Raw genomic sequence first — 22,482 nt, forward strand, 5'->3', positions numbered from 1 at the left:
AAGAAAATGATTGTTTGTTGTTTGCGTCCACTATGCAGTGTTTGACACACCATGCTGGTTTGTGTGGTTGACGGATGCGCATTTGTTTGTGTTGTCTGGTTGGTTGTGTCGGTGGTTTATAGCGGCAGGGAAACGCCCGGTCCCTTTCCGAACCCGGAAGCTAAGCCTGCGTCGCGCTGATGGTACTGCACTCGGGAGGGTGTGGGAGAGTAGGTTGCTGCCGACACTGTATAATTTCATGTTTGGGCCTGTTGGCCGTGGTTACACTGTGTGCACCCTGTGGGTGTGTGGTGGTTACCGCGGTCGGCGGGCGCTTTCTTGTGTATCTATAAACACCCAAACCGTTGGGAACACCCGGCATAGTTTGCGGCGGTGCGATAGTCCACGTTGCTCATCAGGTACGCTCGTACAGGTTACTGGCGTTCGCACCATATAGGAGGCACCGTGGAGCCTATTTCCGGGGTTTTACTTTTTAGTATGGGAATATTGGCTGGAATAATTAATTCCGCTGTCGGCTCTGGTTCCTTGTTAACTCTCCCAGTCCTCCTAGCAGTAGGCATTCCACCTGGGGTAGCAGTTCGAACCAACACCATTGGCATGATGTTCGCGTCATTCGGGACGGTCTACGGGTTCCGCAAAGAGATCGCCCGCGAACTTCCACATTTGGTTCCCATGAGCATTGCCACCATCGTGTTTTCAGCTCTCGGTTCAATTTTGTTGCTCGGGGCTTCTACACGTGCGCTTGACTTCGTTATTCCGGTTCTGATTGTATTCGCGCTCGCTCTTGTTATCTTCCAGCAACAGATTATTCGCGTGCTATCCCGATGGAGCTCGCGTAGTAAAACAGTTGAGACCCAAGCTGAACCAAGTGCTGAACTACACGAGCCAGTGGGCAGCGTATATCGAAAGCCCGGTCTCATCGCACCAATGGGGCTTGCGGCTATGTATGGCGGCTTTTTTACCGCTGCCCAAGGTATCCTCTACATGGCGATTCTCGGGGTCGGTACCGGACGCTCCTTTAAAGACGTCAACCCGGCCAAGAATTTCCTTTCCATGATTGTGAACGTGACAGCGGCAGCCGTTTACATCATCGCGTTTTTCTTCTTCGGCTCCGAGGTCCTGTGGATTGGCGTTGTTATTTTGGCCTGTGGGGGACTTCTCGGCGGCGTGGTGGGCGCACGCATAGCCAAGAAAGTCTCCAACCACGTACTGAAGGCAGTCATAGTGGTAGTTGCGCTAGTGGCATTGGTGCGCCAATTCGTTTAACTACGGGTTAACCTGACCTAATTATTGCTGCGTACACGAATCATTAGGCTCCGCGTGTATTTTACCCATAACCTGGGCCGCTGGCGCCGGTGCTGCTGCGTTGTTTCCTGGGAGGCAGTCACATATTAATCTTTGGAGATTCCATACGAATCACGAAGTGTCACGGTTCGTTTACCGTCCCCGTGGACATCGCCCTCAACGCTGTAAAAGTCAATCTTGAACGTGCTGTCAGTAACCGTATACACAGCAAAGTGTTGGTGCTGCGACTGACGATTATTGGAATGTGATTCTGCGAAATCAGTCGATGTATCTGGTTGCTCAGCAATATCAAACAGGCTGCTCCAGTAGTCGGTGTCGGCTTCGTCCATCCAGTCGAGCTTGGGACGAACCTTCGCGACGTGGTCGGCACCTTTTTGATAGATAGCGGCATAGGCTTTCGTCCCAGAAGTATTCGGGATCACGTAGGTTACCCCATCAGGGTTCACGTGATGCTCGACGCCATCGATTGTTTTCTTTTCGGTATCTTCGACTGCTCCATACGCGAAGTTATCGGGAGTATATACCAACGACTTCGTGCGCGTGAGGTTGTGATCATGGCCTTGCATGACGACGTCGACGCCGAGCTCGTCGGCAAGCTTAACGAAATCTTCGCGGGTTACCTGCACGTCCTCATCTTGGAGTGCGTGGTACGAGGCGGAATATACCGGCTTATGATAAGCCAGCACGACCCAATTGGCGCCGTTCTCGCGGGCCTGTGCAATATCCTGTTTTGCCCATTTCATTTGTTTCTGACCAATGGCGCCTTGCTCCGGGTTGTCTTCGGATGCTTTATTGTCATTGGTGTTGAGTATGACAAAGTGCGCACCGGAATGATCAAAAGAGTAGTAGGAGCCACCGGTGACTGCGTCGTTGGTGATAGGCACATTGGTGTGATTGTTAAACGACTCCAAACTCTTACCGTCCTGGTAGCGCAGACGGTATTCGTCGTGGTTCCCCGGGGTATAAGCATGCGGAAGCCGCAGATTTGATTTCTGGGACAAATCCAGGTTGTCTACCCACTCATCTTCGACCGCAGCGGTTTCGACGAAATCGCCGGTATGCAACGCAAACAAAGCCTTAGGTGCAGTCTCACGGGCCAATTCCAAAGTATTCGCGCCGTAAGCCGCCTCATTATTCACGTTGGCGTTCCAATAAGTGTTTTGCGTATCGGTATAGTGAATAAAGCTAAATTCTTCGGAATCCGCGGCGGAAGTACGGAAACTTCCAACCTCTGAAAAGCCTTCTTCTTCGCAACCGACCTCGAAAAAGTACTCAGTTCCGGGTTCTAAGCCCGTCGCGGTCGCTTTATTCGTGTGCTCTGTGACCTCGTGGAGCTCGAGAAAACCGAGGTCTGAGCCAGCGCTAGTCCACTCCGTGTTGCTGCGATCGAGCTGCTCATCAGTGAAATAGCCATGTACTTCTTGCGGCGTACCGTCGTCGGCAAGCAAAAAAATCGCCATCGTCATTGGTGGCGATGTCAGCATAGATATAGAAACCATCTTTGTCGCGTTCGGCGTACTCACTGGTGACTTCCGTGGTCTCGGCCGGGAATTCAAGTGGTTCCGCCATGCCCGCATCTGTGGACACACGCACCATCGATCCCGGCACATCGTCAGTGGTGTACCAGTTAAACGACATTTTCGTCGACGGGTCTTCGGGCAGATTCATCGCGATACGGTTCGGCTCATTATTTTTTGCTACCGGCGCCACCTCGGGTTTTTCTGCCGAAAGTTCCACGGTTTGCGAACCAATCTCCGCGGTTCCATCGTGGCCACCGTTCGTTGCCTGCGTTACTGCGGCGGAATCCGCGCTAGCGGCAGCCCCGTCGCCGCCTGCTACACCATCGTTGGCTGATGTTGTGCAACCACCCAGTAATAATGCGCAGATCGTCACTGCAATGAGCGAACGGTTTGCCGTCTTGTTCTTCACCACGAAAATCGGATCCCTTCTCAAACTGTGTGCGTGGACACGTCATAGTGTGCCGTGGTGGGATTGACTGCGGGTTACATCACAGCAATCGCGACATGAACTTTCATTAACCCTGTGGTGAAGCTTGGCGAGACCGTACAGATTACTGGGCGGCACAGATTGCTGGGCCGCACACTTAACTTAGGCGCAACAGGTCAAAGCGGGTGTCTTGTACCTCGTCTAGCCGATCAATATTCTTCTGCAACGTGGTCCATTGATCATGCGGAATAGACGTGCGCGCGATACGTACTACCTCTGCTTCAGGGGTACCCCAGGCAATCGGCATGGGGCTGATTTGCGCCCAAGTATCCGGCCCAGAAGAATTTCGCTGCAATCGCCCCGCGACCGCCGCAACGGGTACTTGGGCTCCGACTTTTTTGTGTTCTAAACCAGGAATATCTGTCACGGTGCGCAACGCCAAAGCTGGCTGTGGTTCTGCCTGCGGATCAATAGCGGCGTTGACCAGCGCCATCAGTATGACGTCGCGTTCATTGACCTTTGCGATGACCGCCGGGGCCAGCGGGTACCGGTCATAGAGCTGCTGCGCGGTGCCTACTTTCTTGGAACCTGCTACACCCACGATGGCCATGATGATGCCGAATAGGATCAAAGCGATTCCGACGGTGATGCTCCAGGTTGGCTGTACCAACCACGTCACTAGTACACCAGCGACAACGAGAATGCCGCCGAACAACAGACCAGAGACTAAAAGCCTCCGAGAATCGCGCAGCATCTCGTTGTGTTGCTTCGCAAATGCCTCATCAACCTCGAATTTAAATACTTTCATTCCCATGGAAGGATCCTTCGGTGTGTAGTTCGTGTGCTCGTGGGGTTCGTGTGCTTGTGTGCTCATGCGCTTAGCTGCGTGGATGAGCCGAGCATCAGTTATTCGTCGAGAAGCTGCAATGCCGGAATATCACCGGCGTCGACCAGCCGGTAGCCGTAGCCCTGCTCTGCCAGAAAACGTTGCCGGTGCAGGGCGAATGTTGCATCGACAGTATCGCGGGTGACCACGGTGTAAAAATAGGCCACCTCGCCCGTTGATTTTGGGCGTAGCAGCCGTCCCAGCCGTTGGGCTTCTTCCTGCCGGGAGCCAAACGTGCCGGAGACCTGCACGACAACGGCAGTATCCGGCAAATCGATCGAGAAATTCGCCACTTTGGAAACCACCAGGGTCGTAATCTCACCAGCCCGGAATTGCGCAAATAATTTTTCGCGCTTCGCCGCTGAGGTGCGGCCATCAATCAGGGGAGCACCGGTGCGTTGCGCCAAGGCTTTCAGCTGGTCCAAGTATGCACCGATCAACAAGGTCTGTTTGCCTCTGTGTTTGGCCAAGATCTTGTCGACGACGTCGAACTTCACCGTCGAGCAGGCCGCCAGACGGTAGCGGTCCTTAGATGAGGCGGTGGCGTATTCCATCTTCTCGGCACTCGGCATATCTGCCCGCACCTCGATGCATTCTGCGGTGGCGATGAAACCTTGTGCTTCCAACTCTTTCCACGGGGCGTCGTAACGCTTCGGTCCGATCAACGAAAACACATCGCCTTCGCGGCCATCTTCGCGAATGAGGGTGGCTGTTAATCCCAAGCGGCGCCGGGATTGCAGGTCCGCCGCCATCCGGAAGACCGGGGCCGGAAGCAGGTGCACCTCGTCGTAGATGATCAATCCCCAGTCGCGGGAATCAAACAGTTCGAGCGCTCGGTATTCACCTTGGGTTTTGCGGGTCACCACCTGGTAGGTGGCGATGGTGACTGGCTTGATTTCTTTCTTTTCGCCGGAATATTCCCCAATTTCTTCGGGAGTCAGACTCGTGCGGCGAAGCAACTCATCGCGCCATTGTCGCCCGGCAATCGTGCTGGTCACCAGAATAAGCGTTGTTGCTTGGGCCTTGGCCATTGCTGCTGCACCGACCATTGTCTTACCCGCACCGCACGGCAGTACGACGACACCGGAACCGCCTTGCCAGAATGATTCGGTGGCATAGCGCTGGTAGTCGCGCAGCTGCCAGTCGATGTTTTCTGTCGACAACGCCATTGGGTGGGATTCGCCGTCGATGTAGCCGGCGAGATCTTCTACCGGCCAGCCAACTTTCAGTAGCTCTTGTTTGAGCCGTCCCCGCTCTGAAGGCGGAACCGAAAATGTGTCGGCGTCGATACGCGCGCCCAGCATCTCCGAAATGGTGCGGTCCCGGGAGATCTCCTCGAGCACAGGTCGCTCAGTAGTTTCTAGAATCAGCCCCTGGGTGGGGTGGTTCTGCAGGCGCAGCCTCCCATAACGGGACATGGTTTCGGCGGTATCAACCAGCAGCGATTGCGGAACCGGGAACTTTGAGTAGGTTTCCAGGACGTCGACAACTTGCTCAGCATCGAAGCCCGCGGCGCGCGCATTCCACAAAGCGAGCGGGGTAATACGGTAGGTATGCACATGCTCGGGGGCTTTTTCGAGCTCCGCAAAAGGCGAAAGCGCAACCCGGGCGGCATCTGCTTGTGGATGAGCGACTTCGAGCAAACAGGTCTTATCCGATTGCACGATCAACGGGCCATCGCCGAAGGACACGAATGTTGCTCCTTTCTCGAACACCTCGAACACCTCGAACACACAGTCTTTCCTATGGTACTCGCCTGCATGCACCGCTGCGGTGTGAGAAATGAGACGCTTGACGACGACCGGGCACGCATCTGGGAAACTAGCGCGAACAATGCGTTCGGGTTAATGTGTGCAACCACACGGTAATAGAGGGTTGTCATGCCAGGGAGGAGAAACCCGTGCCAGGAGTATTTGATGCCGTCGTTGAGTGTCAGCGGTGCCACCACGTAGGATTCGCTGATCCTGCCCAGGGCTGCGCGGAATGTGGGCACGACCAAGTCTCCATTCTGGTGGCCTAGCGTCCGCTAGCTTGCTCTTAGCGCTTAGCTCTTAGCACCTCAGCGCCAGTGGTGCGGTTTGGTGCGGTGCGGCATGAACCGCGGGATACCGTTTAGTCAGCGTGCGCGACATCGATGATGCGGTGCAGGGGAATCCGCCGCACGCTACCATCACCAGCCACCCTGATATCAACATTGCCGCCAAAAATGGAGAGCACGGTCGCACGAACCTGCTGACGTTCGCCTGATTTATTGGCATAGCCCACCGCGAGTAACCGCCCGCTGCGTTGGGCGAGCTCCACGGTATTGCTGATTTCTGCGGTAGAGGTGGCCGGTGCCGCGCTTGTCGACGCCCTGCTTGTCGATGTCGTGTTTATCGACGCCGTCTTTCTGGGCGTTTGTGGCGACGCCACACCGGAGACGGCGGAGGATTCCGTGGACGAGCCTGCAGAAGAGCCCCTGTCGTGTGACCCTAGCTTGTCGACGATTCCTGCGATACGCGCAGCATCTACCCGCGGTGCAGATGTCGGCTTTGCGCGTGGTTGTGGAACACGGGCCGGGCTGAGGCGAATGTCTACGCCGTGTCCACTGCTGTCTTCGGCTACCGCATAAAAATTGTGTTGCGCCAAAACCTGTACGACCGCCGCCAGCGGCTGCTGCGAAATCAGCACCGTGGGAGCGATGCGGTGGATGGCGATTTCTTCGGCCACGGCGGAATGCTCTAGCAGGTCTAAGGTCTCGGGATCGTCACAGCGCAGATAGGATACTGCCGGACCACCCCGCAAACCACCGTGGTGCCGGGCTAGCTCGCGAATCACAGAAATCATGGAATCCGGCACCGGCGTGAGACTGTGCTCGCGCAAAAACGCAATTATTTGTTCACCGGAACGGCCCGCATCCAACCCGCGGCGCACCGATGATTCTTCTATGCGATACAGGCTGGCCAGGCCTGGCGATTCTAGCTTTGCGATGAGTTCGAGCTCGCTACGTACCGCGTATTCCAGCGGTCCCGGGCACATGACGGTGAAATCAGCTTGCACGATGAACTCACTCACCGCCGCGGGGCAAAGCTTGTGCGCTGCGCTCAACACCGGGTCGGTTGGTTCTTCGTCGGCAAGCAATGCCAATGCAGGCGTGCTCAGGCGGCCGTTACTGATGGCACCGACCCATTCTGCTTCCTGCAGCAGGGGAGTAAGCAGTGCTTGGGTTTGCTGCGTGATCAGCTTGGGGTACAAAAACAGCAGATCCTGCCACAACTCGTGCGCGGTGATGGGGCCACGCGCGCTACTACGGGCATAACCTCGGACCACTAGCCGACGATAAAATGCCAGGCGATGGTGGCTAAATTCCGGATGCAGCAGCCTCTGATGAGCTTCTGTGCCGCCGAATTGTGTGGTGCCACCAGTATCTGGCAGCAAAGTCCACCACGGCCACGCCGAATCGAGCCATCCGCGCAGCAGCATGGTCCAGCGCGTCGGCAAATCAGCTTCCTGCCACTCATCGGCGCGCCGGGTCGGGGCTAGGTAGTTGCCTTCGCCCTCAGCAGGCAGGGGGTGTGGCTCTCCCGTGCCGATGACTCCGGCAGCATGGGCCAGCGCGACCACGCGATAGACCTCGGCTGTGGTCCGCTCCAGGTGCTGGGCGAGAAGTTTGCTGCTGCGTTGCCCCAGACCACCGTTTTTCAGCATCGGCACCGGGTGCGTGTCCAAAAAGTCGAGGAGGCTGGAGATTTCCCGGCAAGCTTCTAGCCCGGTGGCAGTGGCCCCGGAATCGGTGGTCTCTTGTGCGGTGGTGGCACTATTTGACGAGTCCGCAGAGAGCTCGCGCTTCAAGCGATTCCGTGCAGGCAGATAATGCGCAGCAACAGCCGCATCGCTGTCCCACAACTCTGGGGATATCCGCGAAGAAGGCAGCAAGTGCACATCAGTGGCCGGTAGACCACTCAAAATGCGGCTGACTGATACTGGCAGCGTGACTGTGGAATCGTCAATGGCGCGTAGCACGCCGGAGTTGACCATCTGCGTGATCGGATGTTCCGGGTCATCGCTGTGTGCGTGTTTGGTGGTTCCCAGCCCGCCACCGGCGTGAATGCGGCGCAATATTTCTTGGTGTTTTTCGGGAAGCTTGTCGACGACGCCAGCGGGCACCGATTCTTGGTATAAAAGCCGGTCACGGTGGGAAAGAAGCTTGTCTACCCGAGCCGGAATCCACATGAGGGAAGTGTCCTCAGTGTCCTCAGGGGCCTGAGGGACGTCGGTGTCCGCAGCGTCCTCAGCGCCCTCGGCGATTGGGGTCTTCTCCGTAGCAGGGTAGGGGAAGACCAGCGCGTGATCACGGAGTTGCTGCAGAGTTTGCGACAGCAGATCGGCCGTGGAGTTGGTTGCGGTGACGCTGTGTTGCTTGTCGACGTCTACTGCATAGTTTCCTTCGACGGATGCGTCGGCACGCGGTGGTGGATCCTGGTGCGCATTCTCTAACTGGGTGCCTGCTAAAACCCGGACTACATCTTTCCGGGAGACCGGTTGAGTATGTGCACCTGTGGCCAGTAAGGCTTCGAGAATTGCGAGTTCGGTGGCATTGCGCTGTTCAATGGCACGGGCGAGCGAAGCCGGGAGCAGCAGCCGGTGGGCGAGTGTGTGGAGGTCATGTGGCTGCGGTATCGCGATATCAGAGCGGGCCTGTAAAACCGTGGCGAGCTGCTGGTTTGTGCGGCTGTGTAGCCACTGTTCGACGAGTTCAGCCGGCGAGCGTGTGATTGGGTGATCAGCCATAATACTGCCAGATTTTACGCTGTTGAGGTTCATAGTTGGTCCGCTTACTTTTTGCGGAGATTTTTGGCAGAATAAGGTTTATGGCGAACGTAGAAAAATTTAACCCTGCATGGCCGACTCACCTGGAAGATGGTGATCACCCGGTTACTGAGCTGCATTCCAAATTGACTGGCGCTTCCAGTCCTTTCGGCGATGATTTGGTGCTGCCGATTCCTGCCGAAAAGCTCAACTACGTGCACCCGTACACGCGTATTAATAAATAAGTATTAGGCACAGGGCTTTGCACACTAGGGTGCAAAGCCCCTGCGGTCACGGCTAGCGACGTTGTGGTCACGGTTGGTTCCGAACACGCTTTCAGCGCAGCCGCGGTTTACGCGGTTTGCTCTGCCTGCACGTGACTTTCTGACATAGCAAAACCTCCGGTACTCGTTTGCTTAAGTACTGGAGGTTTTCTGTTTCTTACAGCGGCTTGGATTCTAGGGCTTGTTACAGTGTGCCGTAGCTTAGCTTGGGCGCTTTAAGCCTGACAAGAACCTATGAGAGCCGTTGAGGGCTTATGGGGTTTAGCGCAGGTTCAGGATGGAATCGATAGCGCCCGCATTAGCCCGGTAGAACTCATCGACGTTAGGAACTCCAGCGACGGCACCCTTGGCCTGAGCAAGTGCATGCTGGTAGGCGTCTGCGATTGGTGCTGGAACAGCCAGACCGTAGTTTGCCAAGGTGGACTCGATTTGCTGGTATAGATCTTCCACCGGCTGGAAAGCGTTGCCTGTGGCTGGGCCGGTTGCGGCGCGCTCTCCGGTGTACTGCGCAGGAGCAGCTGCTGGGGCTGGAGCTGGGGCAGCGGCAGCGCCATTTGGTGAGCGGTCCAAGTTAGGTGCGGAGTTCAAGCCCAGCTTGGCGGAGCATGCAGGCCAAGCGCCCCATCCTTGGCCAGCCAGGGTGCGTTCTGCAACCCAAATCTGCTGCGACTTGGTTGCCTGGTGTGCAGCAGGGGCGAACTGTCCGCCGCCGAAGGCGTGCCAGGTGGAATTGGTGAACTGTAGGCCACCAGAGAAGCCGTTACCAGTGTTGATGGACCAGTCGCCGCCTGCTTCGCATTCTGCCAAGCGTTCCCAGTCGGAGATGGGGGCGGCATCGGCAGCTGGGCTAAACAGTGCAGCAGAAGCGCCCACGGCGGCCGTGGCTGCTGCAAGTTTGGTCATGCGCTTGCTTTTCACGTTGCTGTGGCGTCCCATTGGATTTCTCCTTGTGCCGCATACTGAACCCGTGCGTAACGATTGCTGCACAGATCGTGGTGGTCGTATCGCGCCCTGCTCGGGTTCGTAGTGCGGTCTTGGTTGTGGCAAGTGCGCGATGGTGACCGTGTGCCTGCCTAGAAAGACTAGCGATTTATAACGAATGTGTCACGCTTTGGCGCAAAAATGGACACAAAATCGTGATGAATGTGGTGAATGTGAAACTACAGAGAAAGAAACTGCAGGTAAACGCGCCGTATGAACTAAGTCACAATAATGTGGTGAGAGCATAGGGCCAGCCTTGCTGCGGCATTGCTGTCTCCGCTATCGCTGGCATTGGCACCGCTGGTTTCGGCAGCACCAGTGAGACCACAATCACCTGCTGCCTGTATCTACAGTTCTCGTTTCGCGTTAAGGTTGGTGGGCTAAAATCAGCCCGGATATAATAGAGACTTTACGCGCATATAAAACAGATACCCGCGCACACAAAGATCAACGACACAGAACGAGAAATAATAACGAAGGTGGTGGAATCGTGCCGATTGGAAAAGTGAAATGGTACGACGCAAAAAAAGGATTCGGCTTCGCCTCTAATCCAGGCGATGCGGACGTATTCGTCGGCAAGAATGTCCTGCCCGACGGCGTTGACGAGCTTTTGCCGGGCCAGCGCATTGAATTTGACTTCGCGGCTGGGCGCAGGGGGCCGCAGGCGCTTCGCGTCAAGGTGCTGGATAACCCGCGGCGGAAGGCTGGAATCGCACGGAAACCAGAAGAACTGCACTCTCTGGTCTCGGATGTGATGACAGTGCTCGAAAGCCAAGTACAGCCAGCGCTGGAAAATGGGCGCTACCCGGACCGGAAAACCGGACGCCACGTCTCAGAAATTTTGCGCGCGATTGCGAAAGACCTCGACGCCTAGTATTTCCGCAACTTAGTGTGCCTAGTTCGCCGGAGCCTCGCCTCCGTCGGTCTCGCCCTCCTCGTCGTACGGAAGATCCGCACCGTCCATCGTCGAAATGGACCACACGACTGAATACGGAGTTTCCTCGCCCTCGTCGTCAGTGCCCACCACAACAGTGGAAATTTCTACGACGAGCAGGCGGGCATCATCGGCGGACCCGGAAATTTCTACCGAATCGGTGTCATAGGAACCATGCAAGATCTCATCATTAGCGGCTGGGTCATCATAGATCTGCAGTACCCGCCACTGCGTACTATAAATTTCCTCGGGGATTTCCAGCCGTAACGTCTCGTCGGCGTCGACAAGCAACTCATTTACTTCGCCCTCGGGGCATTCCTCACCCAATTCGCATACGAGATACGGGGTGATCTCGGCTTCGCGGTCTCCGACGCTGGCATGCACGGTGATCTCGCTTGGCTCCGCCCCCGGACGGTTTTGCCACCAGTTTTGGAACACGAGGGCAGCAACGGCGACAACAACGACCGCGACGATGAGCACCAAAACCTGAATCAGCGATTTCCGCTTCGCTTCTTTACGGGTAGCCATGCCCACCAGCATACTTTTCGGCGTTATACATTAAGCAGCGGGGACGAATTTTTACCGCCCTAACATGCTTACCCCGCATAGCATGCTAGAACCGGCAGAACTCGGTTTAACCGGCTGGGACAAACTCTACCTCGTATAAATCTGGCCAACGCTTCCCAGTAACAAAGAAATGACCAGTGCTGTCCTGGAACGCGATGCCGTTGAGCACGTGATTGGGATCAGCTGTGGCATTATTCTCCAAGCCCGAGGCATCGATCACGGCGTCCACTTCCCCGGTTTCCGCCGAAAAGCGAATGATCTCATCAGATAAAAAGATATTCGCGTAGACATCATCGCCGACGCATTCCAGCTCATTAATCTTGCCGACGGGCGTGCCAGCCGCTGTAACCCGTAGCTCTTCACCAGCGCGTGGTGCAAAAGTCACCGGATCGCGTTTGCTGATGGTATCCGAGCCGTCAGAAACCAATAGTTCGCCCTCGCGTGCGCAGATACCCCACCCCTCGCCGTCGTAGTGCACGCGTGTGGTTTCTGCGAGCGTGTGTGGATCGCGTGCAATGGCCTCGCCAGCCTGCCAAGTTAACTGCCAGATGATATCGCCAGAGCGGGTGATGCCTTCACCGAAAAACTCGTCGGCAAGCTCAGCATGCTCGGCAATGGAATGGTCAGCGAGATTGGCACGGTAGATGCGCGACTGCCCCCACTGCCCAGTGCCCACCAGCAAGGAACCGTCGTCGTCAAATTCCAAACCTTGGGTAAAAGACTCCGGAGAAAACGGGTGCGTGGCAAGCACCTTTGGTACGAGTTTTTCAACGTCTCCGGAGTTCATGGCTGCTGAGCTAAGGACAGAATTATCGGCGGATTCTGCCTGTGCCGTTGTCCGACCGGTTGCCTCACCTGCGGCCGGAGCAGCGGACTCAGTGGTTTTTGGCACGGCAGATTCCTCTGCATTACTGCAACCTGTCGCTAGCACCGCCACGGCTAATCCCGCAGCGAGAACGCTCCTGCGGGGAGAATGGAAGCCTGCTGTGAATATAGTACGGGGACCCATGTCGTTTATTGTGCCGCATGTGGTTCATAATGGGGGACATGACAAGACCGCCTTCACAGCCAGCGCACTCTGCAACAGGTCAACACGCAGATTCCGCGGCAGGAACCACCCCAGAAAACAGCGCAGAAAGCAGCGCCGAAAACTCCACAGCACACGCACAGGTTGAGCGTGGATTCCTGGACCGCTACTTCCACGTCAGCGAACGAGGAACGACGATCCCGAGCGAAATCCGCGCCGGGGTCGTGACCTTTTTCGCCATGGCCTACATCATCATCCTGAACCCACTGATCTTAGGCACCACGGAAGATGCAGAAGGCACGGTCCTGGGCATTCCACAGGTCGCTGCCGTGACCGCACTGGCGGCTGGAGTCATGACCATCCTGTTCGGGGTAATTGCAAAATACCCGTTCGGCTTCGCGGCCGGGTTGGGCATCAACACCCTGGTTGCTGTCACCCTGGTCATGGGAGAAGGGCTGACCTGGCCGCAAGCCATGGGCTTGGTGGTCATCGACGGTATTATCATCGTCATTCTGGCCATCACAGGCTTCCGGGAGGCCGTATTCCATGCCATTCCGGCGGCGATGAAATCCGCCATCGGTGTCGGCATTGGATTGTTTATCACCATGATCGGCATGGTTGACGCCGGCTTCGTGCGCCGTATCCCGGATGCCGCCGGAACCACAGTTCCTGTCCAGCTCGGAATCGACGGCTCCATTGCTAGCTGGCCCACCCTGGTTTTCGTCATTGGTCTGCTGATCTGCGGATTCATGATGGTTCGCGGGATCCGCGGTGGCCTGTTCATCGGAATCGTTGCTACCACCGTTATCGCCGTGATCGTGGAAGCTATCGCTGAGGCCGGTCCATCCGTCGATGACCAAGGCGAAGCCAATCCCACCGGCTGGAACCTGGCCGTACCGTCGGTCCCAGATTCTTTGGGCGGTATGCCTGATCTTTCATTAGTTGGCGCGATCGATGTCGTGGGCGCATTCACGCAAGTTGGCGCACTGGCAGCCACGTTGCTGGTATTTGCGCTGGTGCTCGCGAATTTCTTCGATGCGATGGGCACGATGACCGCCCTGGGTAAGCAAGGCCAGCTTGTCGACGACAATGGCAACCTGCCGAATCTGAAGAAGGCACTGGTTGTTGAAGGTTTCGGTGCTGTGGTTGGTGGCGTTACTTCGTCGTCGTCGAACACCGTGTATGCCGATTCTGCCGCCGGTGTCGCCGATGGTGCACGCACAGGTTTAGCAAACGTTGTTACGGGCCTGCTGTTTTTGGCCGCGATGTTTTTGACCCCGTTGTATGAAATCGTGCCGATGGAAGCTGCTGCACCCGTCCTGGTTGTCGTTGGTGTGCTGATGATGGGCCAGGTGAAAGACATTGATTGGGATAAATTCCACATTGCGTTGCCTGCCTTTTTGACGATTCTGGTGATGCCTTTTACCTATTCCATCGTCAACGGCATCGGAGTAGGCGTGATTGCCTTTACCGTCATGAACCTGTTCGCTGGAAAAGGCGCAAAGACCCACTGGATCATGTGGCTGCTTACCGGTTTGTTCATTATCTTTTTCGCCATTGAACCGCTACGTGCGGTTGTGGGTTAGGACGCAGGCTTTTCCATGGCGCCGAGTGGAAACAACTCTGCGGCTACCGCCTCCGTAGATAAAGTAGCGACTAATACGGCAGGGGTTTCTGTAGATGATCCGGTCTTCGCTGATATCCGGCTGCTGAATCACCCGCGGCTGCGGCCGGATCGCCAACCGCGCTTAGCAGTGGGCGTGAAGGGGGAGTATGTACCAGCGAAGCGCTCGCCTGTCGTGCTTGCCGACGGCGCGCTACCGCTAGCGCGCATGTGTGCACAAGATTCAGTGGTTGCACCGACGGCCATTTTTGGGCGGCGAGAAAAACTAGCGCAGTTTGCTGCAGACTACCCGGGGGAGTGGGACGCGATCGTGGCAGCAGGGGTCCCAGTGTATGACGTTTCCGCCGCGTTATTGCGCGAAGTAGTGGGGTTCGACTTGCACCGCGGGCTACTCGGCGTGGCGCCACGGCCAGCAATCCCGGATCTACAACAACTATCCGGGCACGCAACGTCTGGCCTTGAAACTTCTTCCGGTTCTGGGCTTCTTCACGGTGCCCGCACCGTCGTCATCCTAGAAGGAGTCGGGGACCCCGATAACATTGGCGCGATTTTTCGTTCCGCAGCATCGTTGGGTGCTGATGCGATCTTGTTTGGTGCTGGCTGTAGCGATTTGTGGGATCGCCGGGTTATTCGGGTCTCCCTAGGCCAAGCATTACGCGTGCCTAGTATTCGCATTGCTGGCGGGCCCAACGATTGGCACCATGGCCTCGCTGGTTTACAAGACAGTGGGTTTCATGTCGTCGCTTTGAGCCCCGGCAATGGTTCAGTAGAACTTCATCAAAGCCTCGTGCGCGATGATGGCACGGGCCGGGAGAAAGTCGCGTTTTTGCTGGGGGCTGAGGGGCCCGGGCTGAGCAGCCACGCCATGGCAGCTGCCGATAGCAGAGCAGTCATTCCCATGGCGGCCGGGGCGGATTCTCTTAATGTCGCGACGACTGCCGCGTGTTGTCTTTATGAGCGTTGGCGCGCGCGAGATTAATTGCGGTCGAGGTGGCGCAACTGCTCGCGTAGTTTCGCCCAGCCAGTGCGCGTCTGCCGCGCTGCAACTTTTCCGATTCTACCCACGATACGGGCGGTGGTGGTTGCGCCAGTCATAAACGTCGAGGTAATTGACGATTGCTCGGCGTTTGCTGCGTGATTTTCGTAATCGTCGTAGTTTTCAGTTTTCTCGGTGGTTTCTACCAGTGCATGTGAGCCGCCCGTGCGGCCGCGGGCGAATTTGGGTTCCGGGCGGCCGTCGAGTGCGAAGCCGACGACGTCGATATCTGGGCCTTCCGCAGAAAAATCAATGCCGAGCCAGGCTTTGTGGGCGTCGGCAAGCAAATCAGCTGGCGCGAAGGGCAAAGCAATGCCGCCGAGCTGTGGGCTGCGTTCGCCAGCCCACAGTGGTGCCTCAAAAGCATCGGGCAGGCCCTCGTTTTCGAAAGTTGCATAGCGAGTCGCGGTGAGGCTGCGATAAAGCTCGCCTTCATGCCAGTGTGCAATACCACCAAACCCAGTCTCACCATTGAAGGCAAAGGCGTAGACGTCTTGTGCTGGAAGAGATTCCCGTAAGCGCGGCGATAGCTTAGATAACTCCAGGGCATCATCGATGATGGTTTGTACCACGGTGATTCCCGGGTAAGCACCGATATAGTATTCCTCGGCAGAGACCTGGGCAGAGCGGTTCAAAGGGAATTGCCCCAGCAAAGTGATTGGTGCTGAAGGGTACATTTGGGCAAGATATTTCCGGCCAAAACCGCGGTCAGCGACGGGATTATTGGCCAAAATCTGGGCTGGCTGGTCTGCAGCATCGAGGAACCACAGTGTGACCACTGCAGAGCGGTCTGCTGGTTGTGAGCCGTCGGAAAGTGGATCCGGGGTGCCGGGTTGGCGAGCCTCGTACTGCGTCATAGCAAACCTTCGATGCGATAGTTGGGGTTAGCGGCGGGGGCGTTTGGTATTGGCCCGTACGCCGAGCAAAACATCTTCCCAGTGTGGGGTGGTTGCTTTGCGACGGCGTTTTTTCGGTGCTTCGGAGTCTGGGTGTTGCAGAAACTCGTTGTCTTGTGCTTGGCCGTCGTTTGCTGGATCGCCGTTTGTTTGTTCTGTGTCTGTGCGATCCGTCCGATCAGAAGTCTCATCCGCGGTTCCGTCCCCGTCTGCCACGACTGGGATGTCATCGCGGGTGTCTTCTTCGTCGCCTGAACGACTGCCAGGATTATCGATCGCGTTTCGCGAGGTATCTGCGGTCTGTAATGGGTGCGAACCTGCGCGCTTGCGTTGTTTATGCGCGGATAGTTCGTCTTCTGGAAGCTGATCGCCTGAGATGAGGCCGTCGAAACCTGCGTTGTATGCATCGCGGGCATCGTCACCGACTCGTTGGGGACGGGTTAACGATGTCACTGAGCGGACCGGCTGGATGAAATCGGGATCGACGAGATCCGCAGCCACGGGGTTACGGGGTTCGACAGTATCGGCGGAAGTAGGGTGGCGGTGGAAGAGCCATTGCGCGGAATTCTGAGATAAACCGGCAGTCCACGTCACCTCAATGGTCCAGGGTTCTCCGGCCACACTGCGGTGTGCATCCCAGTGTGCATCCGCCAGCGAATGTCCGCGCGCAGCAAACGAGGTAGCTAGTACCTCCCACAAGGTGAGCCGGTCTGGGCCACCATCCCGGACAGGGTGGGCTTGTTTTGCCATTTCCGCGATACGTTCGCGCTCCAAAATGACTGGGTGTGCGAAAGGCTCCACCCGGGAGACATCGACGCCCATTTCGTCGGCAAGTTCCTGTGCGCTGGCACCGGCCCGGATTCGTTGTTGAATTTGGTTCGGACGCATCGACATAGGCTGATTACGCGATCGATCACGATCAGCCATGCCACGGCCGCCACCGCTAGCCCCCTGGTTACCGCCAGTAGGAACCATGTGCGGAATTTCTGGCTTGGGCTCCTGCTGCGCAGACGAGTTGGCGTCCGGCATGTGCGCCGCCCCATCCGTGCTGCCATCGGAGTTCTCGTTAGTGGTAGAGCTAGACGACGGCACGGCCGCTAGGTTCGGAGCGGTGTTGCCGTCGTGCTCGTTGTCCGTGCCTGCGTGGTGGTCCTGGGAGCTCGCTGACAGGGCATTGTTGGCCCGTTCTGTGTAGGCCCGTTCTGTGTCCTGAGCAGTATCCGTAGCTGTGTCAGTCGGATCTACCTGCTCGATGATCGTGACTGCAGAATCAGAACCAGAATGAGAAGCAGAACCAGTAGCACCAGCTGTCTGCGACGGGGCAGCGTGCGCTCCTAAGACGCGCAGAAGCTCGTCACTGACGGGAAGCTCGTAACTTTGGCCGTCCTCGTCGCGAAAGTACAAAACCGAGGCGTGGAGGTCGTGGCCTTCGAATGCTAACTGGTGCATAACTGACTCCTTAGTGTGCAGTAGCTGCCGAAAATCTTACCGGTTTTCGCTACCGTTATCGAGAATATAATCGATAGCACGCGTGAGCACAGAGACATCGCCCGGCTCGATAGCAGGGAACATGCCGACGCGCAGCTGATTGCGTCCCAGCTTGCGGTATGGCTCCACATCTAGAATGCCGTTAGCACGCAAGGTTTTTGCTAGCTGGGCCGCATCGACGGAATCGTCGAAGTCAATCGTGCCGACGACGAGGGAACGATTATCGGCGCTGCCGACAAACGGGCTAGCTTCTTTGCGTTCGGTAGCCCAGTTGTAGAGAATCTGGGACGATTCGCGGGTTCGTTCTACCATGCCGGCCAAGCCGCCGTTGTTATTCATCCATGTGATTTGCGCATCCAGCATAAGCAAGGTTGCGACCGCCGGAGTGTTGTAGGTTTGGTTTTTGCGAGAGTTCTCCACAGCTGTCTGCAAATCCAAAAAGGCCGGGATGAAGCGACCGGAATCCTTGATTTCTTTGATGCGCTCAATCGCTGCTGGCGACATGATTGCGCACCACAATCCACCATCAGAAGCGAAGCACTTCTGTGGTGAGAAATAGTAGACATCTGTTTCTGCAATATCGACCTCAAGGCCGCCAGCGCCGGAGGTGGCATCGACGACGACGAGTGCATCGCTGCCTTCTGGACGTTGTACCGGGACCATGGCGCCGGTTGAGGTCTCGTTGTGTGCCCACGCGATGACATCGCAGCCATCCATAGCCTGTGGGGTAGGAGCGCTCCCAGGCTCTTCCTTGATGACCGTGGGCTCGTCCAACCACGGCGCTTGCTGCGAGGCCTTGGCGAATTTTGCGGAAAATTCACCGAAGCTCAGGTGGCCAGACTTCTTTTTGATCAGACCAAAGGTGGCGGCATCCCAAAAAGCGGTGGCGCCGCCGACTGACATGACGACTTCGTAGCCTTCTGGGATGTTGAATAATTCGGCAAGCCCGTCGCGAATATTTCCAACGACATCTTTGACTGCTGGTTGGCGATGGGAAGTTCCAATGATGGTGCTAGCGCCGTCGACGACAGCTTGAATTTGGGCTGGCTGAACCTTCGAAGGGCCGCAGCCAAAGCGTCCGTCCGACGGAATTAAGTGTTCGGGCAAAGTCAGTTGGGGTGCAGAATCCATGTCCAAAAAGGCCTTTCCTCATTACGACGTTACGTTCAGTTAGTTCGGTTCTTTTATGCAGACACTGCTGGCACTGCTAGCACTACTTGCTGTGTCCACCGTGCCCTCTCACTATAGGCTGTGACGGGTGAGCATGCGGCTAGTGGCTGGAGTTTTGGGCCACTATTGAAGAAATAATGTTGATGGCATCACACAGTTTGGTAATATGAATGCCACCAGGATGCGGTCGGAATTGGCCGGATCCGCCATCGGTGAGTCGTTTTCCGTATTATCGATTATTGCGATTCAACCAATTATCGAAAGGTTCATTGTGGCTTCTGACAATAATGACAAGGCTGTACTTCACTACCCTGGTGGTGAATACGAACTGCCGATCGTTAAAGCAACCGAGGGAAACTCAGGCCTGGCCCTGGGCAAGATGCTCGGCGAGACCGGCTATGTAACTTATGATCCAGGCTACGTATCCACCGGTTCTACTGAATCGAAGATCACCTTTATTAATGGTGATGAAGGAATTCTACGCCACCGTGGATATGACATCGCGGACTTGGCCAACAACTGTAGCTTCAACGAAGTTGCTTACCTGTTGATCAAGGGTGAGCTGCCAAACAAGGAACAGCTGGATGCCTGGAATAACGACATCTTGCGCCATACCTTGTTGGATGAGGATTTCAAGGCACAGTTCAACATCTTCCCACGTGATGCTCACCCAATGGCGGTCTTGGCTTCTTCGGTCAACATTTTGTCGACCTACTACCAGAATGAGCTGAACCCGCTGGATGAAAAGCAGCTGGACAAGGCAACAATCCGCCTGCTGGCTAAGGTTCCAATGTTGGCTGCGTACGCTTATCGCGCCTCCGAAGGCAAGCCGTATATGTATCCAGATAACTCCTTGGATCCAGCCTCGAACTTCCTGCGCATGATGTTCGGTTACCCAACCGAAGAATACGAAGTAGACCCAGTCCTGGCCAAGGCTCTGGACAAGCTGCTTATCCTGCACGCTGATCACGAGCAGAACTGCTCGACTTCCACCGTTCGCATGGTTGGTTCTGCGCAGGCTAATATGTTCGTCTCCATCGCTGGCGGCATCAACGCTTTGTCTGGCCCACTGCACGGTGGTGCTAACCAGGCAGTTCTGGAGATGTTGGATGACATTCAGAACAACCACGATGGTGATGCGACCGAGTTCATGAACCGCGTGAAGAACAAAGAAAAAGGCGTTCGCCTGATGGGCTTCGGGCACCGCGTGTACAAGAACTACGATCCACGCGCGGCTATCGTCAAAGAATCCGCTCACGAGATTCTGGAGCACCTGGGCGGCGATCCAATGTTGGACCTGGCTATGAAGCTTGAGGAAATCGCTCTGAACGACGATTACTTCGTCGAGCGCAAGCTGTACCCGAACGTAGACTTCTACACCGGGCTGATCTACCGCGCCATGGGCTTCCCAACGGATTTCTTCACCGTTCTGTTTGCTATGGGCCGCCTGCCAGGCTGGATTGCACAGTACCGTGAGCAGTTGACCGAGCAGACCAAGATCAACCGACCACGCCAGATTTACACCGGCGAAGGTCGCCGCGACGTTCCATCGCTGGATCAGCGCTAAACCTTTCTGCGTGCCGCGGGCGCGTCATTCTTGGCGAAAGCCTGCGTAGCGCCTAGGCTGGATCTAGTCACACTAGGTCCAGCCTTTTTGGCTGCCGCATTTCATCACTGATGATGAGTGCCAAAGCAAGACGTGGTTTGTTACGACGATCTTTTGACGTCTTTTTGGCAGCGTGAAGATATTTCCCAGTTCACAAGGAGAATTATGGCAATGGAAAAACCCGAGATTGCAGAATTTTCGGGCCCGGCACCGACTGATCTCGCATCTGAAGACATCGTCATCGGTGACGGTGCCGAAGCCGCGGCCGGTGGAATAGTGGAAGTCCACTATGTCGGTGTCGACTATGAAACTGGCCAGGAATTCGATTCCTCGTGGGACCGCGGCCAAACCATTGAATTCCCGCTGCAAGGCTTGATCGCTGGCTGGCAAGAAGGTATTCCCGGGATGAAAGTCGGCGGACGTCGGCAGCTGATCATCCCTCCGGACAAAGCATATGGTCCAGCAGGAGGCGGACATCCACTCTCTGGACGCACGTTGGTCTTCATGATCGACCTTCTCTCGGTCGGTGATGCTCACTAAGCGTTTCGCTTGGTTATAGCAGGCCCGTGGCCTGAATGCGCTCAAGGCGCCGCGATCATTATTATGGCCGTGGCGCCATTTTTGTCTTTGATGGCATCATTGAGGGCATGACTATCCCAACCTTTACTCTGAATGATTCCACGACCATGCCGCAGCTTGGTTTAGGAACCTACAAAATGGATTCTGAAGACGTGGGACGAATCGTGCGCACAGCCGTCGAGCTTGGCTACCGGCACTTCGACACCGCACGTCTCTACAACAATGAAGAAGCTGTTGGGCGTGCGTTGAACGACGCGATCAAAGCCGGTGACGTTAAACGCGAAGAACTGTATGTCGTCAGTAAGCTGTGGCACGATCAGCATGGTAAAAAAGAAGCTAAACAGGGCTTTGCAGAATCGCTGCGCAAACTGGACCTCGGTTACCTTGACAACTTCCTGATCCACTGGCCCTACCCACAGGGTGGGAAGTACGTGGAAACCTGGGAATCGCTCTTGGAGATTCGCGAGACCGATGAATTGGTTTCTGCAGGTGTGGCGAACTTTAATGCTGAACATCTGCAAGCGCTGGTGGATGCCACCAATACCGCGCCAAGCCTCAACCAGATTGAATTGCACCCGGGCTTCCACCAGCCAGAGCAGTTGGCTGCTAATGAACAGTTGGGTACACGCGTAGAAGCGTGGTCGCCGCTGGCACGAGGCATTGTGTTGAACAACCCACAACTGGAAGCGATTGCAGAAAACGTCGGGGCGAGCGTAGCCCAGGTCGTTCTGCGCTACCTGTTGGATAAAGGCGTGTCCGTGGTTCCGAAAGCCTCGTCGCGTGAACGCTTGGAGCAAAACGCTGGTGCGCTAGCTGTGCAGTTATCCGCGCAAGATACGGAAACGATTGATTCCCTGGCCGGTATGCCAGGCTTTGGCCGTATCTTTGGCGACCCGGAGGTGTTCCCGCACGAGTCGTAATCGTTGAAGCAGAGGTAGTTGCTGCAACGCTAGAATTTGCACGGTATTAGCCCGCCCAGGACGCAGTTCCAGGGCGGGCTAATGTTTTAGAGTAAAACTCTTCGATTCGCGTTAAGCTCGATCGCATTTTTGTCAGGGGACTCACATATATTTTTTTAGCTTGAGTTGAGGCTCCAGATGGGGGAGGGGTGGGAACAGGTTTGTGCAGGTCGCAGGATTGGCGGGGGTGATTTCTTTTAGGAAACTTTTCTGTGATGGGGGTTAAGTTATTCCTCAATCTGTAAGCAAGGTAACATGTGTGTCGCAGGAAGTTGCCGCACTCACGCAATTGTGTGAGTGGTGTTTCACAGTGACGTGAACAGGAACGTGACGTGTAATCGTCGCACCAGAAGTAATAGGAGAGAAAATGGCAGGAGCTCCTTCCAATCAACCCCGGCGTAAAGC

19 protein-coding genes and 1 rRNA gene are annotated in these 22,482 nt (G+C 56.1%); 9 read left to right on the top strand and 11 right to left on the bottom strand.

Annotated features, from left to right (window positions below):
• Positions 1-107 precede the first annotated feature (107 nt).
• Positions 108-226: ribosomal RNA gene (rrf, locus tag B142_RS0108720) — 5S ribosomal RNA — on the top strand.
• Positions 227-444: 218 nt separating this feature from the next.
• Positions 445-1,266, top strand: coding sequence for a sulfite exporter TauE/SafE family protein (locus B142_RS0108725; RefSeq protein WP_018121162.1), 822 nt, complete (start codon positions 445-447; stop codon positions 1,264-1,266).
• A 125-nt stretch (positions 1,267-1,391) separates the two neighbouring features.
• Here B142_RS0108725 and B142_RS12390 read toward each other — a convergent pair whose 3' ends face one another.
• From B142_RS12390 to B142_RS0108745, 5 genes are all read right to left on the bottom strand, one after another.
• Positions 1,392-2,771: a purple acid phosphatase family protein gene (locus B142_RS12390; protein ID WP_236658160.1), complete on the bottom strand. Its 1,380-nt coding sequence runs from the start codon at positions 2,769-2,771 to the stop codon at positions 1,392-1,394.
• On the bottom strand, positions 2,704-3,237 hold the full coding sequence (locus tag B142_RS14055; protein WP_236588375.1) for a fibronectin type III domain-containing protein: 534 nt from the start codon (positions 3,235-3,237) through the stop codon (positions 2,704-2,706). Before B142_RS14055 ends, B142_RS12390 begins: the two co-directional genes overlap by 68 nt.
• A gap of 172 nt (positions 3,238-3,409) precedes the next feature.
• A complete protein-coding gene (locus tag B142_RS0108735; protein ID WP_026168002.1) occupies positions 3,410-4,060 on the bottom strand; it encodes a DUF3239 domain-containing protein in 651 nt (216 codons plus the stop codon).
• Between the two features lie 98 nt (positions 4,061-4,158).
• Positions 4,159-5,829, bottom strand: a complete 1,671-nt coding sequence (locus B142_RS0108740) for a DNA repair helicase XPB (RefSeq protein WP_026168003.1) — start codon at positions 5,827-5,829, stop codon at positions 4,159-4,161.
• A gap of 421 nt (positions 5,830-6,250) precedes the next feature.
• Positions 6,251-8,908, bottom strand: a complete 2,658-nt coding sequence (locus B142_RS0108745; RefSeq protein ID WP_162138203.1) for a helicase-associated domain-containing protein — start codon at positions 8,906-8,908, stop codon at positions 6,251-6,253.
• A gap of 80 nt (positions 8,909-8,988) precedes the next feature.
• Here B142_RS0108745 and B142_RS0108750 point away from each other — a divergent pair, with 80 nt between their 5' ends.
• A complete protein-coding gene (locus tag B142_RS0108750) occupies positions 8,989-9,171 on the top strand; it encodes a hypothetical protein (RefSeq protein ID WP_018121166.1) in 183 nt (60 codons plus the stop codon).
• Between the two features lie 300 nt (positions 9,172-9,471).
• Here the strand turns inward: B142_RS0108750 and B142_RS0108755 are convergent, their stop codons facing one another.
• A complete protein-coding gene (locus B142_RS0108755; RefSeq protein ID WP_018121167.1) occupies positions 9,472-10,146 on the bottom strand; it encodes a resuscitation-promoting factor Rpf1 domain-containing protein in 675 nt (224 codons plus the stop codon).
• Positions 10,147-10,681: 535 nt separating this feature from the next.
• Here B142_RS0108755 and B142_RS0108760 point away from each other — a divergent pair.
• Positions 10,682-11,065 (top strand): cold-shock protein, encoded by a 384-nt coding sequence (locus B142_RS0108760; RefSeq protein ID WP_018121168.1) that lies wholly within the window; start codon positions 10,682-10,684, stop codon positions 11,063-11,065.
• A 21-nt stretch (positions 11,066-11,086) separates the two neighbouring features.
• On the opposite strand, the gene B142_RS0108765 is transcribed toward B142_RS0108760, so the two are convergent.
• Together B142_RS0108765 and B142_RS0108770 are read right to left on the bottom strand one after the other, a co-directional pair.
• Positions 11,087-11,653, bottom strand: coding sequence for a DUF2771 domain-containing protein (locus tag B142_RS0108765; RefSeq protein WP_026168004.1), 567 nt, complete (start codon positions 11,651-11,653; stop codon positions 11,087-11,089).
• Positions 11,654-11,759: 106 nt separating this feature from the next.
• Complete coding sequence (locus B142_RS0108770) at positions 11,760-12,584, bottom strand: glutaminyl-peptide cyclotransferase (RefSeq protein WP_018121170.1); 825 nt, start codon at positions 12,582-12,584, stop codon at positions 11,760-11,762.
• A 146-nt stretch (positions 12,585-12,730) separates the two neighbouring features.
• Here B142_RS0108770 and B142_RS0108775 point away from each other — a divergent pair, with 146 nt between their 5' ends.
• Both B142_RS0108775 and B142_RS12395 read left to right on the top strand, forming a co-directional pair.
• The gene (locus B142_RS0108775; protein WP_018121171.1) at positions 12,731-14,305 is read left to right on the top strand and encodes an NCS2 family permease; all 1,575 of its coding nucleotides are present in this window, start codon (positions 12,731-12,733) and stop codon (positions 14,303-14,305) included.
• Between the two features lie 15 nt (positions 14,306-14,320).
• A complete protein-coding gene (locus B142_RS12395) occupies positions 14,321-15,322 on the top strand; it encodes a TrmH family RNA methyltransferase (RefSeq protein ID WP_018121172.1) in 1,002 nt (333 codons plus the stop codon).
• On the opposite strand, the gene B142_RS0108785 is transcribed toward B142_RS12395, so the two are convergent.
• The 3 genes from B142_RS0108785 to serC are packed head-to-tail and all read right to left on the bottom strand — an operon-like array spanning position 15,319 to position 18,894.
• The gene (locus B142_RS0108785) at positions 15,319-16,236 is read right to left on the bottom strand and encodes a DUF6928 family protein (RefSeq protein WP_018121173.1); all 918 of its coding nucleotides are present in this window, start codon (positions 16,234-16,236) and stop codon (positions 15,319-15,321) included. The genes B142_RS12395 and B142_RS0108785 overlap by 4 nt on opposite strands.
• 27 nt (positions 16,237-16,263) lie before the next feature.
• Positions 16,264-17,724 carry a septation protein SepH gene (gene sepH, locus B142_RS12400; RefSeq protein WP_018121174.1) on the bottom strand — a complete coding sequence of 487 codons (1,461 nt, stop codon included), beginning with the start codon at positions 17,722-17,724 and terminating at the stop codon, positions 16,264-16,266.
• Positions 17,725-17,760: 36 nt separating this feature from the next.
• The gene (serC, locus tag B142_RS0108795; protein WP_018121175.1) at positions 17,761-18,894 is read right to left on the bottom strand and encodes a phosphoserine transaminase; all 1,134 of its coding nucleotides are present in this window, start codon (positions 18,892-18,894) and stop codon (positions 17,761-17,763) included.
• A gap of 310 nt (positions 18,895-19,204) precedes the next feature.
• Here serC and B142_RS0108800 point away from each other — a divergent pair, with 310 nt between their 5' ends.
• From B142_RS0108800 to B142_RS0108810, 3 genes are all read left to right on the top strand, one after another.
• Positions 19,205-20,500 (top strand): citrate synthase, encoded by a 1,296-nt coding sequence (locus tag B142_RS0108800; RefSeq protein ID WP_039734190.1) that lies wholly within the window; start codon positions 19,205-19,207, stop codon positions 20,498-20,500.
• Positions 20,501-20,710: 210 nt separating this feature from the next.
• Positions 20,711-21,079 carry an FKBP-type peptidyl-prolyl cis-trans isomerase gene (locus tag B142_RS0108805; RefSeq protein WP_018121177.1) on the top strand — a complete coding sequence of 123 codons (369 nt, stop codon included), beginning with the start codon at positions 20,711-20,713 and terminating at the stop codon, positions 21,077-21,079.
• Between the two features lie 107 nt (positions 21,080-21,186).
• The gene (locus B142_RS0108810; protein ID WP_026168006.1) at positions 21,187-22,038 is read left to right on the top strand and encodes an aldo/keto reductase; all 852 of its coding nucleotides are present in this window, start codon (positions 21,187-21,189) and stop codon (positions 22,036-22,038) included.
• Positions 22,039-22,482: the final 444 nt, after the last annotated feature.

This window comes from Corynebacterium propinquum DSM 44285 (assembly GCF_000375525.1).
In the GTDB taxonomy this organism is placed as follows: Bacteria; Actinomycetota; Actinomycetes; order Mycobacteriales; family Mycobacteriaceae; genus Corynebacterium; species Corynebacterium propinquum.

Excerpts from the sequence above, each read along its gene's own strand:
- B142_RS12390 (WP_236658160.1), bottom strand. The coding sequence starts at position 2,771 with ATGACGATGGCGATTTTTTTGCTTGCCGACGACGGTACGCCGCAAGAA.
- B142_RS0108735 (WP_026168002.1), bottom strand. The coding sequence starts at position 4,060 with ATGAAAGTATTTAAATTCGAGGTTGATGAGGCATTTGCGAAGCAACAC.
- B142_RS0108745 (WP_162138203.1), bottom strand. The coding sequence starts at position 8,908 with ATGGCTGATCACCCAATCACACGCTCGCCGGCTGAACTCGTCGAACAG.
- B142_RS0108750 (WP_018121166.1), top strand. The coding sequence starts at position 8,989 with ATGGCGAACGTAGAAAAATTTAACCCTGCATGGCCGACTCACCTGGAA.
- B142_RS0108755 (WP_018121167.1), bottom strand. The coding sequence starts at position 10,146 with ATGGGACGCCACAGCAACGTGAAAAGCAAGCGCATGACCAAACTTGCA.
- B142_RS0108765 (WP_026168004.1), bottom strand. The coding sequence starts at position 11,653 with ATGGCTACCCGTAAAGAAGCGAAGCGGAAATCGCTGATTCAGGTTTTG.
- B142_RS0108775 (WP_018121171.1), top strand. The coding sequence starts at position 12,731 with ATGGGGGACATGACAAGACCGCCTTCACAGCCAGCGCACTCTGCAACA.
- B142_RS12395 (WP_018121172.1), top strand. The coding sequence starts at position 14,321 with ATGGCGCCGAGTGGAAACAACTCTGCGGCTACCGCCTCCGTAGATAAA.
- B142_RS0108785 (WP_018121173.1), bottom strand. The coding sequence starts at position 16,236 with ATGACGCAGTACGAGGCTCGCCAACCCGGCACCCCGGATCCACTTTCC.
- sepH (WP_018121174.1), bottom strand. The coding sequence starts at position 17,724 with ATGCACCAGTTAGCATTCGAAGGCCACGACCTCCACGCCTCGGTTTTG.
- serC (WP_018121175.1), bottom strand. The coding sequence starts at position 18,894 with ATGGATTCTGCACCCCAACTGACTTTGCCCGAACACTTAATTCCGTCG.
- B142_RS0108805 (WP_018121177.1), top strand. The coding sequence starts at position 20,711 with ATGGAAAAACCCGAGATTGCAGAATTTTCGGGCCCGGCACCGACTGAT.
- B142_RS0108810 (WP_026168006.1), top strand. The coding sequence starts at position 21,187 with ATGACTATCCCAACCTTTACTCTGAATGATTCCACGACCATGCCGCAG.